This window comes from Streptomyces sp. 2A115 (genome assembly GCF_052245575.1).
Classification (GTDB): Bacteria; Actinomycetota; Actinomycetes; order Streptomycetales; family Streptomycetaceae; genus Streptomyces.
The window spans coordinates 165,135-177,327 of the sequence record NZ_JBQQCG010000004.1; the positions used below are offsets into that span (position 1 = coordinate 165,135).

The following is a 12,193-nucleotide window of genomic DNA, read 5'->3' on the forward strand; positions in this document are numbered from 1 at the left end:
GCTGGGTTGGGGACAGATGCGGTGGATGTCTCGTCAGGGAGGGGGTTGAGGGGGTCCGGCATCAGGGTGGATGCGGGGAGCTGCTGGCGCGGACGACGAGTTGGGGTTCGATGAGGATCCGGGACGCCCCGGTGGAGGACCGGCCCTCGATCAGGTCCAGGAGAAGGGCGATGCTCCGCTTGCCCACCGCAGAGAAGTCCTGCCGGACGGTGGTGAGCGGCGGGGCGAAGAACTCCGACTCCGGGATGTCGTCGAAGCCGACCACCGCGACGTCCCGGGGAGTTCGCACGCCCGCTTCCCGAAGCGCCCGCAACACCCCCAGCGCCATCTGGTCGTTGGCCACGAAGACCGCGGTCAGCCCCCGGCCCACCCAGCCGGCCAGTTCCTGGCCTGCCCGGTAGCCCGACAGCGGACTCCAGTCCCCGCTCAGTGGGGGCGGCGCCTCGATGTCCGCCGCCTCCAGGGTCGCCCGCCATCCGGCGACCCGGTCCGCCGCCTCCTGCCAGTCCTCGGGTCCGGCGAGGTGCCAGACCTTGCGGTGCCCGGCGGCCAGCAGATGCCCGGTGGCCAGCCGTGCGCCCAGCCGCTGGTCCACGTTGACGCTGGGGATTCCCAGGCCGTGCCCGCTCCCGACGGTCACCACCGGGAAAGGGTGGCGGAGTTCGGCGAGGGCGGCGACCGCCGACTGGCGCGGCGCGATGGCGACCACTCCCTCGACTCCGCCGTCCCTGAGGTGATCAAGGGCTTCGGAGAACGTGGAGACAGTCATCTCGCGCAGACTCACGGTCGAGACGAGGTAGCCCTCGGCCCGGGCCGCCTCCTCGAGCGCGAACAACGTGCTGGCCGGACCGTACAGCGTCGTGTTCGAGGCGACCACACCCAGAGTGCGGGTGCGGCGGGTGGCCAGGGCCCGTGCGGAGGAGTTGGGACGGTAGCCCATTTCCTCGATCGCGTGCAGCACCTTGGCCCGTGTCTCGTCCCGCACGTTGGGGTGATCGCCCAGAACGCGGGAAACGGTCTGGTGGGACACGCCCGCCAGTCGCGCGACATCGGCCATGGTGGGCGGCCGAAGCTGTGATTGTGTCATGGCCGCACCTCCTTGGCGGTCGTATACCGAAAAGACCTGTGACGTGGGTGGACATGTCCGTGAGGCAGGGCCCGACCCCCCTCCGCGGCAACCGGTCCACCGGGTGGCCGGGTAACTCTCCGAGCGTGCCGCCTCCCCCGGTCCGGACGGGGAATCGTCCTGTGCGGATGGCCGCGAACCTTACGACACCGACCACGGAGGCGAGTTGTGGCACTGCGAACAGCACGGTCGTACCTCCCTGGATGTCGGCCGGATGTCGGTTCATGCGATGCGGAGGTCATTGTGAGCGCTAACAATTCATGCCGGTCAAGGGGTGACGCAGAAGGAGGGCGTCACGTTTGAGTAACGTGACCGAAGCATGTGAACAGTCCCGCGAAGGTATTGACGCGCATGAGGCATGGCCCTATTTTCAGCACCGAAACTTCGAACCACGACCGAAATATCGGACGTCGTTGCGGCTCGGTTCCAGCCGGAGGAGCGCACCCCTCCCCGGCGGTGCTGATGCTTCGCCGACGACCGACGGTCATCAGCTCACAGTCAGGGGCCAACTGGCAGCCGCCGCAGTCGACTTGGCGACGGCGCACGTACGACACGGGTGGTGGGCCCGTGGAGAGGACGACGACTCCCGGCGGCCAACCGCCGCCTGTACCGGGCACCGGCCTGTGCGGCGGCGGTGCCAGGCTCGAGGCAGACAGAGGTCCCGGGTTCACGACCGACAAAAAAAAATCGTACCGGGTCCACGCCCTGGGGCGCCGGAGAAGGCCGGCCTCGGTACGACGAAGCACACGGCGGTGACGAGCACGTATGCGCTGGTGTCCCTCACCCAGTGGTCCCTGGGCATCCGGCAGCAAGCCGGCGTAAGTCTGCTCGTCGCCCTGCACAACGTCGCCCTGCACGGCACGCTGCGGGTACTGGGCCGGGCCGTCGCGCTGAGCTTGGTCGAACCGGTACTGACCTCGGCCTGCTGCCCGTCGAGCAACCGCCGCCCGCGCCCGCTGATCACCAGTCGTCCACTGGCCACCACCCACCGGCCATCCGGCGCCGACCCGCTGCCCGCCGACCTATGCCTTCGCTCACACTTACGAAAACCAACGTAATGCCGGGTTAGCGTGGATATCACCTGAGAGGTGATGTCTGTGCCGTTCATGTCGGCGAAGCTCCGTTCTGCGCTTCCCACCGTTCCCCCGCTCGTCCGTAGGGTGGCCAAGATCGGCGGCCTGTGCCTGCTCGGCTACGCGGCACTGTGGCTGGCCGCCACCGTGGGCATGCTCGGCGTGCACGTATGGGCCGGCAAGGAAGCCCCGACCGGCACCCGCCTCTCCGGAATCAACCACTTCGAGTCGGTCGACGACCGCCTCTGGCGCGGCTCCGCCCCGGACGAGGCCGGCTACCGGGCTCTCGCGGACCGCGGCGTACGCACCGTCGTCGACCTGCGCGCCGAGAACCTCTCGGCCCGGGAGCTCGCCGAACCGGCCAAGGCCGGCCTCACCACGGTCCGCATGCCGATCAGGGACGGACAGACGCCCACATCCGCGCAGGTCGACTCCTTCCTCAGGACCGTGCGGACCGCCGACGGGCCGGTGTTCGTGCACTGCGGCGCCGGAGTGGGCCGCACCGGCTCGATGAGCGCCGCCTACCTGGTTCGCACCGATCAGGCCAACTCCCACCAGGCAGCCCTGAGGACCCTCGCGATAGGCCCACCCTCCATCGAGCAGGTCTACTACGTCCTTTCCGCGGGCCGGGACCACTCCCAGCAGCCGCCCGCCGCGGTCGAGGCACTCAGCCGCATCCTCGACGCGCCCCGCCGCATCAAGGCCTCGCTGTAGGGCGCCGGTCAGGCCTGGCGCAGCTTCGTACGGATGCGGGACCAGCGCGGATGCGGGACCAGCTCATCGGCCGGCCGGCCCGGGAAGCGCAGGCCGCATCGTGACGACTTCCGGAATCGCCGATTCGCGCTCTTTTCACGAAGCTCTGAAAAGAGTGCGGGCATGGAATCACTGAGATCAGTGAAATTATCGGCAGGTCTCGCGCGCGTCGACGCCGTGCTCGCCGCGAGCCGCACGGGACGCGTCGGCGGCAAAATCGCGGCGCTGCCCCGACCGCAGCTCTACGGCCAACGGTGGTGGCGCCGGATTTCCGCCGATGCCACCACCGCATAGTGAATTCGTACGCGACACATGAGTGAATTCAAGTGAATTCATACGTGTCACATGCATGTACCACAGTTGCCGTTCAGCCGTCGACAGCGAGTTCACCGGAGAAGGCGGCGGCCATGCGCAGCCACGGCGCGGCCTCGTCCGCCCGCCCTTGACGTTCCAGCGTGCGGCCGAGCATGAGGTGGGCGTAGTGCTCGACCGGGTCGCGGTCGATGACCTTGCGCAGCTGCTCCTCTGCTCGCCGCAGCTGCGCCGAGTGGTAGTAGGCGCGGGCCAGCAGCAGCCGCGGGGCGGTCTGCTCAGGGACTTCCTCGACGACTGCGGTGAGCAACTTGGCGGCCGTGATGTAGTCCTTGGCCTCGAAGAGCAGCCCGGCGCGCTCCCAGCGTTCGGCGGTGGTCTCCTCGTGAGGCACACCTACGCCGTTGTCGAAGAGGTGCAGGGCGGTTGCCCAGCGGTCGGCGGCGGGCGTGCCGTCCGGCTGATAGTCGTTGAAGTTGTCGATCACTGAAGTTCCTCTCCCGGCATCACTTGCGACATCCGTTCACTGGCGTCGCGGAGCCTTCACGCGATTGAACGTTCAACTGCAAGAGGGCATTCCCCTGATCCGAGCCGAGCCGAGCCGCAGGCGGCCAGGGCCGGCAGCGGGCGTGCCCCGGCGTACCCGACTTCGCGGCCTCACGAGCCAGGGATCCGGAAGGTGGTGCTGCCTCCGGACCCCTTTTTCCGTCTGGTCTTTCCGTTGAGTTGTTCCGTCTGGCTGCCTGCCGCTTACGTGAGCTCCGGATGGCCAAGGAGCTCGGCGTACCCGGCGGGAAGACCACTGATGAGCTTGTTCAGTTCGCCTCCCGATACCGTCTCGCCGAGCACGGTCAGCACGCATTGCGTGTGCCGGCGGGCTTCCTCTTCGCCGCTCCCGGTGGTTTCGGCGACATGCTGTACGAACTCGTGGACCCCCCAGGTCGCCGCAGGCCTGTTCTCGGCGGTGAGGGCGGTCGCGAGCTCCTTCGGGAGCTGGTCGGCGAGTTTGCGTGCCGCGTCGGGCTGCATGCGGCTGCCCAGCGCGGACACGACGGCCTCGGCGGTGCGGGCCACCTCGGCCGTGTCCTCGTACCCGCCCCGCTCCCGCACCTGGGAGAGGAACTCTCCGTACGACATGGATCTCACTTTCTGGTGGGATGCCGGGTTCTGATGGGATGTCTGAGAGGTCACTTGTTGGGGGCCGCGGCGCTGATGTCGCCGAGGGCGGACTGGGGATCGCGTTCGATCGCCAGGTCGGCGAGAGCGACCATGCCCACGGCCTGGTCGCCCTCGACCACCGGCAGCCGGCGCAGCGCGTGCTCGCGCATCAACTGCACCGCGTGGCCGACCTCGTCGTCTGGCTCGACGGTCACGAGCTCAGGGCTGCACGCCTCCTGAACGGTCGTGTCGCCCGGGTCCTTCTCCTCGGCGAGCACGCGTATCACCAGGTCGCGGTCGGTCACCAATCCACGCAACCGATCGCCCTCGGTGACGAGCACGGCGCCGATGTCCTCGTCGCGCATGCGATGCGCCACCTCGCTGACTGCGGTGAGCGCGCCCACCGAGACGGGTGCGCTCGTCATGATCTCGCGGACTTGCTGGGCCATCGCGGTCCTCCTCGGTCGGTCCTGCGGCGACCGCGGCGGCCGCCGCTGCCCAGCCCAGTACCCCTGAGGGCCGCGCCCACTCAGCGCTCCGCCGGACGCACGGCATCCGTCCGTGGTTCCCGCATGGAGCCCTGATGCGGGGGGGGTACCCGCGTACGTCCGAGGCGACAGACTCTTTGGGAGGTGCGAGATGGCCACGATCAGTCCCATCGATCTGCAGAAGGCGCTCAAGGGTGCGGAGTACCCGACCGGCCGAAAGGACCTGGTGCAGCTCGCTCAGGACCACGGCGCCGACACCGCCCTGGTGGAGCGCATCGAGTCGCTGCCCGACAAGGAGTTCGACGGCCCCGACGCCGTCAGCCGGGCAGTCTTCGAGTCTGCTTGACGGGCGCGCTCACCGCACTCACCTGACCCACGGCCACGGCCATGGATCTCCGTCAGTGAGGAGAATCCTGGTGGCTCACACAGACGTTCAAGAAGTCCTGTAGTCCTGAGCGGCGTGCAATCACCGGCCGGCAGACAGCGCCGCTCCTCGCGTCGGCGGCGACCGCACGCCCACCCACTGCTCGTATGCCGATGCAGGTGTACGCCCCGGGGGGCTCCGCTCTCAGGCAGTCAGGGCCTGCCCCGGCCCGAGGTGGAGGTGGGCGAGGAGAGCGGTCCGATGGAGGTCGGCCACGGGGGCGAGGAGGTCGGGGTGGCGCAGCAGCGCCGCCGCCCGGAGGTCGCGTTCGTCGGGTGAGACCAGCCGCCGGAAGTCGATCGGCAGCCCTGTCATGCGGTCGCCAGCGGCGACCGCGGTCACCGCCATCGCCGCCAGCGCCGGTTCGGTGAGCAGGCACGCCGCCCAGCTCGCCACGACCTCGTCCACCCAGGTACGCCACGCGTACCGCGCCACGTCCTCGGTCCAGGTCGTGTCCGTCGCACTGTCGGCACCCGTGATCCAGTCGAGCCGCTCGGAGCCGCCCGGTCCCGCCATGCCGACCAGCGCGGCGTCCATCGACGTCGGGTAGCGCAGCCACGCGGCGACGGTCACGGCCTGCCGGGCCTGCACTTCGGCAAGGGCGGAGTCCAGCGCACCGCCACCTGCCGGATAGGCGCGCGTCAGCCACTGAGCGGTCGCTGCGATGAGCGGGGAGAGATCTGCGGGCACCACTGAGCCGTTCGAATTACTGGGATATGGGAACTGGGACGCTATCTCGCGCGCGCGTCGAGGGAAATGGCACGGACCACGCGGAAGACGTGGTTTGGGACACATCCGGCAGCCGCCACGCCCTCGGGGGCGGCAATGACCCGGAGCGTGATCTCGAAAGAGCTTCACTGACGTCCGGAGAGGCCTTCGAAAGAGCGCGAGGCCATGACAAACGTAAAGGAGCCACGGAATGGGACACGGCGGAGACGTCATCAGCGAATTGACCACCGACCACCAGGAGGTGGAGGAGCTGTTCACGAATATCGAGGAGCTGCCCTCGGGCGATCCTCAGCGAAAGCTGTTCGCGGATCAGGCCACGATGGAACTGGTCCGGCACTCGGTGGCGGAGGAGGCGTACCTCTACCCGGCGGTCCGCGAGCACATCCCGAACGGTGATGCGCTCGCCGACAAGGAGTTGTCGGACCACGCCGCCGCCGAACGCATCATGAAGGACCTGGAAGGGTGCGCGGCGGACGACCCCGACTTCGATCGGCTGATGAGCAAGCTCATGACGGAGATCAGGGAGCACATCACGGACGAGGAGGGCAACCTCTTCCTCCGGCTGCGCGAGTCCTGTTCCGCGGACGTGCTGAACGAGCTGGGTGACAAGGTTCGGCAGGCCAAGAAGACGGCACCGACCCGTCCCCACCCGTCCGCCCCCGACAAGCCCCCCGCCAACAAGCTTCTCGCTCCCGGGGTCGGGCTCGTCGATCGGATGCGCGACGCGCTGTCCGGCCGCGGCAAGGAGAGCTGAGACCGTTCAGACGGCGCCGACCGCCGATTCAGGGGAGCCCCCGGCCTGGCGAAACGGTGGCGCCTCCGTGATCCGCCGGCTCGGTCGGCACCCGCCACTCCACCCGATCAAGGAGCAACACGACAACCCGACGCTGCCTCTTCGCAGCGGAGGCTCTGCTTCTCCCAGCGGCACGAGAGGGGCGCCTGACCTCGGCCACGCAGGTCAGGCGCCCCTTCTCGGTACAGCGGTGCAGGACGCGGTGAGCCGCTCTAGGCCGCGCAGGCCCGGACGAACGCGTCGGCCAGTTCGGCGGGACGGGTGAAGAGGGCCTCGTGGCTGCCCGGGGTCTCGATGACCAGCGGGCTCTTGAGCCGTGGCAGAAAGCGGTCGGCCCAGGCCCACTCCCCGGGAAGGGCGAGGTCCTCGGTGCACAGGATGTAGGCGGTGGGGATGTCGAGCGCGGCGAACGCCGTCGTGTCCGCCTTCTCGGTGAAGGTGCCCAGGGGCTGCGGAACGAGCAGGGAGTGGATCAGGCGCTGCGTCTCCTCACTGGCGTCCTGCATGAACGCCTGCTGGAAGACCTCGAACGGGAACGTCACCGTGTCGTTGCCGGAGGCGGCCGCCACGCCGAGGAACATCTCGCCGTAGTGCGGCGGGCACGCGTCGATCAGGGACTCGCCGTCGTTCGGGACGAACGCGTTCCAGAACACCAGGCGCCGTATCCGGGCTTCGAGCTTCGGCGCCGCGCCGGTCAGGACGAAGCCGCCCCAGCTGTGGCCGAGCAGGGTGATGTCGGTCAGCCCGGCACGCTCGACGTAGTCCACGAGGCTGTTCACACAGTCGGTGAGGGTCACGCCGCGCGGGTCGTCGTCGGCGCCCAGCCCGGCCAGGGTGGGGGTGTGCACCTGGTGCCCGGCGGCTCTCAGCTCCGCCGCGACCGGGCGCCAGGCCCATCCGCCGTGACAGGCTCCGGTCACCAGGACGAAGGTCTCGCTCATGTCGATCTCCTTTGATCGATCAGCCACGCGAAGGCTCCAGCCAGCGTGGAATTTCAGGGAGTTCACCGGTGATGTGCAGTTCACCGGTATCGCTGCGGCCGGTGAGCCAGGCGGCCAGGGCGTACGGCGATCCGGTGACCGTGACGCCGGGGGCGGGCGTGCCCAGGAGGACGGGGTCGTGGCCGTCCGCCGACAGTTCGGCGCCGGCACCCGGGGCGATACGGGCCGACATCCAGCCGGCCACATCGCGTACGAGGGCCCAGGCGAAGTCGGGCGGCAGCGCGTCCATGCCGACGCCCACTCGGAGGTCGACCAGGTGGATCCACACTTCGCGAGCCCGCAGCCACGGCACCTCCGACGCCGGGATCTCGCGGCCCTGCGCGCTGACGACGGTGGCCGACCAGGCCTCGGGTGAGAGTGCCTCGGCGGCTTTCCGGAAGCGGGCGGCGGACTCCACCACGTCGGCCTGCTGTTCGGCCAGGGAACGTCCGGCGCCGGCCTCGATGTCCGTGACGCGCTGGTCCGGCGAGTCGTACATGGGTGTACGGATCCCCGTCCGGGCCCAGGTCAGCAGGTTGACCAGGGCGTCGGCGTTGCGGGCGAGGTGGGTGAGCAGGTGGCCGCGGGTCCAGCCGGGGAGGGCGGACGGCTCGGTCACCGCGTCGGCGGGCAGCGCGTCGGCCGCCTGCCGCAGCGCGAGCTGCCCCTCCTCCACCCAGTCCAGCCGGGTCACGGCTTGTCCTCGACGATGGTGTTCACGCACTCCCCGATCCCCTCGACCACGGTCCGTACGACCTGTCCGGGCTTCAGGAACACCTTGGGATCGCGGGCCGCGCCCACCCCGCCCGGCGTACCGGTGAGAACGAGGTCGCCAGGTTCCAGCGTCGTGAACGTGCTGAGGTACGCGGCGATGTCCGCCGGAGTGAAGAGCAGGTCGGACGTGCGCGAGCGCTGCATGACCTCGCCGTCCACCTCGAGACGGATCTCCAGATCGGCCGCGTCGTCGATCTCGTCGCCCGTGACCAGCCAGGGCCCGGCCGGGGTGCTGGCCTCCCACGCCTTGCCCTGCAGCCACTGCGGGGTACGCCACTGCCAGTCCCGCATGGAGATGTCATTGACGACCGTGTAGCCGGCGATCGCGGCCGCCGCCTCTTCCTTGGTGGCCCGGCGGCGCAGCCGGGAGCCGATGACGAAGCCGAGTTCGGCCTCCCAGTCCAGCTGCTCCGTCTCGCCCGGATGGACTACGTCGTCGCGGGCTCCGAGCAGGACGTTGGCGAACTTGCCGAAGAGAGCGGGGTACGACGGCATCTCGCGGCCCATCTCCGCGATGTGGGCACGGTAGTTGTGGCCCACGCAGAAGATCTTGGCCGGGGTCGTGACGACCGGGGCGAGGTCGAGGGCCGCCACGTCGTGCGTCGGACCGTCGGCGGCGGCCGCGTACGTACGCCAGTCGGGGCGGCGCAGCAGGGCGGCGACGTCGGGGGCACCGACCTCCACTGCCCGGTCGCCGTCGAGGCGGACGGCTGCCGTGCCTCCCCCAGCCTTCGGCCGGGGGGACCCCCAACTCACCTCGTTCGCGGTGCGGATGGTGGCGAGCTTCATGAGGTGGTGCTCCCGGTGTTCTGGGCCGTTTCGGGCTCGGTCGTTTCGGTGCGGGCGAGGTTGAGCGCCTCGTAGAGGGGCGCGTCGTTGAAGGTGAACAGGTCGAGCTGCGTGTGCGCGGCGATGGTCAGCGCGCACCAGGAGGGGACGGCGATCAGGTCACCGTCGGCCACCTCGATCACGCGGTCGTCGAGGGTGACCGCGCCGCTGCCGCGGAAGATCTGCCAGACGGAGGAACCGACCGTGCGTCGGGTGGCGGTCCGCGCGCCCGCCCGCATGCGGTGCATCTCCGTGCGCAGGCTGGCGAGGGCGTCGCGCCCTGTGGCGGGGTTGGTGAAGCGGATCCCGGCGTGGCCGGGCTCGATGACGCCCGGGTGTCCCTCGTCCGCCAGCTCCAGCTGGGCGGTGAGCGCGTTGTCCGTGTCGGCCCACCGGTAGGCCATGAGAGGGGAGTTGGGACTGTCCGGGGCCCCGATCGGCCGTAGCCCCGGGTGTCCCCACAGCCGCTCGTTCCGCGACCGCGACGGGGTCGACCGGTCCGACACCCCGTCCTCGCCGAACTCGAAGAAACCGGCGTCGAGGCGGTGCACGAGCGGGATGTCGAGGCCGTCCAGCCAGACCATCGGCTCGTCGCCGACGTGGTGGTGGCCGTGCCAGTGCATCGACGGGGTGAGCAGCAGGTCGCCGGGGCGCATCTCGACCGCGTCGCCGTTGACGACGGTCCACACGCCTTCGCCCTCCAGGATGAACCGGAACGCGCCCTGCGAGTGGCGGTGCGCGGGCGCCACCTCGCGCGGGCCCAGGTACTGAACCGCCGCCCACAGATTGGGAGTTGCATAGGGGCGGCCGGGTAGACCGGGGTTGGCGAGCGCGATCGCGCGGCGCTCACCGCCGCGCCCCACCGGCACCAGGTCGCCGGCCCGGCGGGCGAGCGGGAGCAGGGTTTCCCACGGCCAGACGTGCGGCACGGCCTCGGGCTGCGGGGTCATCGGCATGAGGTTGCCGATCTCGGTCCACAGCGGGATGAGTCCGGCCGTCGCGAAGCCGTCGTACAGCTTCCGGAGTTCGGGGTCCGTCTCCTCCGGGGCTATGACGGGCGCCCTGACGTCGGTGTCACTGGTCATCGGGGGTTCCTTCGGCGTCGAGTCGGCGCGTGATGTCGGCGCGCAGGGCTTTCTTGTCGATCTTTCCGACCTTGGTGGCGGCGAGTTCGGGTACGGTCACCAGCCGGTCCGGGAACTTGAAGCGGGCGACACCGGCGCGCTCCATGACCTGGTGGACGTCGTCGAGGGCCACCGTGTGCCCCGCTTCCGGTACGACGTAGAGGCAGACCCGCTCGCCGAGTCGGGGGTCGGGCATCGCCACGGCGGCGGCACGGGCGACGCCCGGGGCCTGGTAGGCGAAGTTCTCGATCTCCTCCGCGGAGATGTTCTCCCCGCCCCGGATGATCATGTCCTTGTCGCGGCCCTCGACGACGAGGTTGCCGTCGGGCAGCAGCCGCACGATGTCGCCGGTGCGGTACCAGCCGTCCTCGGTGAACGCGCGGGCGTTCTGTTCCTCGGCGCGGTAGTAGCCGCGGGGGGTGTAGGGGCCGCGGGTGAGCAGCACACCGGGTGTGCCGTCGGGGACCGGGGCGCCCAGCTCGTCGACGACGAGGAGTTCGTCGTCCTCGCACATGGGGCGCCCCTGCGTCGTACAGATGACGTCTTCCGGGTCGTCCAGGCGCGTGTAGTTGAGCAGCCCCTCGGCCATGCCGAACACCTGCTGGAGCGTGCAGCCCAGTTCCGGGCGTACCCGGCGGGCGACGTGGTCGGCCAGCCGGGATCCACCGACCTGGAGGACGCGCAGGGACCCGAGGTCGGTCCCCGGATTTTCCTGGTGGTGGTCCAGCCAGGCCTGGGCGATGGCGGGGACCAGGGCGCTCGCGGTGACGCCCTCGCGCTCGATGACCGGGAACGCCTTCTCCGGGTTGGGGGAGCCGAGGACCACCCGGCCGCCGTTCAGCAGCGTGCCCAGCAGGCCGGGGCAGGCGAGCGGGAAGTTGTGCCCGAGGGGCAGGGCGGCGAAGTACACCGTGTCCGCGCCGAATGCGCAGACCTCGGCGCTGCGGCGGGCGTTGTAGACGTAGTCGTCGTGCGTACGGGCGATGAGCTTCGGCAGTCCGGTGGTGCCGCCGGAGAGCAGGAAGACCGCGATCGAGCTGCTGTCGGGCCGGTACGCGTCCACGGCTGCCCGGTCTGCCGGAGTGCCCGGAGCGGAGCACGACTCCCGCAGATCCACGGCATCCTCACCGACCTTGTCGCCAAGGACCAGAACATGCCGGAGAGTTGGCGAGTCCTCGGCGATGTCGAAAGCCATCGCCTGGTGGTCGTGGCCCTTGAGGAAGTCGGGGACGGCCACGGCGACCGCCTCGCTGTGCTCGACCAGGTAACCGACCTCGTGTCTGCGGTGTCCGGGCAGCGCCATCACCGGGATGACGCCGAGGCGCAGACAGGCGTACGTGAGGATCGCGAACTCGGCGGTGTTGGGCAGCTGCACCACGAGCCGGTCGTCCGGGCGGAGCCCGAGCGCGGCGAGGCGCAGTGCGGTGGCGTCGGCGCGCTCGGCGAGTTGACGGTACGTCAGCCGCCGGTCGCCGTCGACGAGTGCGACCGCGTCGGGAGCGGCGTCAGCGGCGGCGTGCAGCCGGTCACCGATCGCGTGGCCCTCCCAGTAGCCCTTGTCGGCGTAGCGCCTGGCGTACTCCGCGGGCCAGGGCACAGCGCCTTTGCTGCTCGGCCTGGGCATGGTCGTT

Annotated in this window: 15 protein-coding genes; 5 read left to right on the plus strand and 10 right to left on the minus strand. The window is 69.9% G+C overall.

The window, feature by feature from the left end; genetic code table 11:
* Window positions 1-61: 61 nt before the first annotated feature.
* Window positions 62-1,087, minus strand: coding sequence for a LacI family DNA-binding transcriptional regulator (locus ACTWQR_RS05345; protein ID WP_443225716.1), 1,026 nt, complete (start codon window positions 1,085-1,087; stop codon window positions 62-64).
* 791 nt (window positions 1,088-1,878) lie between these two features.
* Between ACTWQR_RS05345 and ACTWQR_RS05350 the strand changes: the two genes are divergently transcribed.
* From ACTWQR_RS05350 to ACTWQR_RS05360, 3 genes are all read left to right on the plus strand, one after another.
* Window positions 1,879-2,184 (plus strand): hypothetical protein, encoded by a 306-nt coding sequence (locus tag ACTWQR_RS05350; RefSeq protein ID WP_443225717.1) that lies wholly within the window; start codon window positions 1,879-1,881, stop codon window positions 2,182-2,184.
* Between the two features lie 102 nt (window positions 2,185-2,286).
* Window positions 2,287-2,913, plus strand: coding sequence for a phosphatase domain-containing putative toxin (locus ACTWQR_RS05355; RefSeq protein ID WP_443225718.1), 627 nt, complete (start codon window positions 2,287-2,289; stop codon window positions 2,911-2,913).
* Between the two features lie 180 nt (window positions 2,914-3,093).
* Window positions 3,094-3,246 (plus strand): hypothetical protein, encoded by a 153-nt coding sequence (locus tag ACTWQR_RS05360; RefSeq protein ID WP_443225719.1) that lies wholly within the window; start codon window positions 3,094-3,096, stop codon window positions 3,244-3,246.
* A 73-nt stretch (window positions 3,247-3,319) separates the two neighbouring features.
* On the opposite strand, the gene ACTWQR_RS05365 is transcribed toward ACTWQR_RS05360, so the two are convergent.
* The 3 genes from ACTWQR_RS05365 to ACTWQR_RS05375 all read right to left on the minus strand — a co-directional run bounded on the left by ACTWQR_RS05365 (window position 3,320) and on the right by ACTWQR_RS05375 (window position 4,871).
* The gene (locus ACTWQR_RS05365; RefSeq protein ID WP_443225720.1) at window positions 3,320-3,751 is read right to left on the minus strand and encodes a tetratricopeptide repeat protein; all 432 of its coding nucleotides are present in this window, start codon (window positions 3,749-3,751) and stop codon (window positions 3,320-3,322) included.
* 263 nt (window positions 3,752-4,014) lie between these two features.
* Window positions 4,015-4,401 (minus strand): DUF2267 domain-containing protein, encoded by a 387-nt coding sequence (locus tag ACTWQR_RS05370; protein WP_443225721.1) that lies wholly within the window; start codon window positions 4,399-4,401, stop codon window positions 4,015-4,017.
* Window positions 4,402-4,451: 50 nt separating this feature from the next.
* Window positions 4,452-4,871: a CBS domain-containing protein gene (locus ACTWQR_RS05375; protein WP_443225722.1), complete on the minus strand. Its 420-nt coding sequence runs from the start codon at window positions 4,869-4,871 to the stop codon at window positions 4,452-4,454.
* A gap of 190 nt (window positions 4,872-5,061) precedes the next feature.
* On the opposite strand from ACTWQR_RS05375, the gene ACTWQR_RS05380 reads away from it, so the two are divergent.
* The gene (locus ACTWQR_RS05380) at window positions 5,062-5,256 is read left to right on the plus strand and encodes a DUF2795 domain-containing protein (RefSeq protein WP_443225723.1); all 195 of its coding nucleotides are present in this window, start codon (window positions 5,062-5,064) and stop codon (window positions 5,254-5,256) included.
* A 222-nt stretch (window positions 5,257-5,478) separates the two neighbouring features.
* Here the strand turns inward: ACTWQR_RS05380 and ACTWQR_RS05385 are convergent, their stop codons facing one another.
* The gene (locus tag ACTWQR_RS05385) at window positions 5,479-6,024 is read right to left on the minus strand and encodes a hypothetical protein (RefSeq protein WP_443225724.1); all 546 of its coding nucleotides are present in this window, start codon (window positions 6,022-6,024) and stop codon (window positions 5,479-5,481) included.
* A gap of 229 nt (window positions 6,025-6,253) precedes the next feature.
* On the opposite strand from ACTWQR_RS05385, the gene ACTWQR_RS05390 reads away from it, so the two are divergent.
* Entirely contained in the window at window positions 6,254-6,817 is a 564-nt protein-coding gene (locus ACTWQR_RS05390) for a hemerythrin domain-containing protein (RefSeq protein WP_443225725.1), read from the plus strand.
* Between the two features lie 251 nt (window positions 6,818-7,068).
* Here the strand turns inward: ACTWQR_RS05390 and ACTWQR_RS05395 are convergent, their stop codons facing one another.
* From ACTWQR_RS05395 to ACTWQR_RS05415, 5 genes are read right to left on the minus strand one after another with little or no spacing between them, the layout of a single operon-like run.
* On the minus strand, window positions 7,069-7,797 hold the full coding sequence (locus ACTWQR_RS05395; protein ID WP_443225726.1) for an alpha/beta fold hydrolase: 729 nt from the start codon (window positions 7,795-7,797) through the stop codon (window positions 7,069-7,071).
* Between the two features lie 19 nt (window positions 7,798-7,816).
* Window positions 7,817-8,530, minus strand: coding sequence for a maleylpyruvate isomerase family mycothiol-dependent enzyme (locus ACTWQR_RS05400; RefSeq protein WP_443225727.1), 714 nt, complete (start codon window positions 8,528-8,530; stop codon window positions 7,817-7,819).
* The gene (locus ACTWQR_RS05405; protein WP_443225728.1) at window positions 8,527-9,399 is read right to left on the minus strand and encodes a fumarylacetoacetate hydrolase family protein; all 873 of its coding nucleotides are present in this window, start codon (window positions 9,397-9,399) and stop codon (window positions 8,527-8,529) included. The genes ACTWQR_RS05400 and ACTWQR_RS05405 overlap by 4 nt, the downstream gene beginning before the upstream one ends.
* Window positions 9,396-10,523 carry a cupin domain-containing protein gene (locus tag ACTWQR_RS05410; protein ID WP_443225729.1) on the minus strand — a complete coding sequence of 376 codons (1,128 nt, stop codon included), beginning with the start codon at window positions 10,521-10,523 and terminating at the stop codon, window positions 9,396-9,398. Before ACTWQR_RS05410 ends, ACTWQR_RS05405 begins: the two co-directional genes overlap by 4 nt.
* Window positions 10,513-12,186 carry a (2,3-dihydroxybenzoyl)adenylate synthase gene (locus tag ACTWQR_RS05415; protein ID WP_443225730.1) on the minus strand — a complete coding sequence of 558 codons (1,674 nt, stop codon included), beginning with the start codon at window positions 12,184-12,186 and terminating at the stop codon, window positions 10,513-10,515. The genes ACTWQR_RS05410 and ACTWQR_RS05415 overlap by 11 nt, the downstream gene beginning before the upstream one ends.
* Window positions 12,187-12,193: the final 7 nt, after the last annotated feature.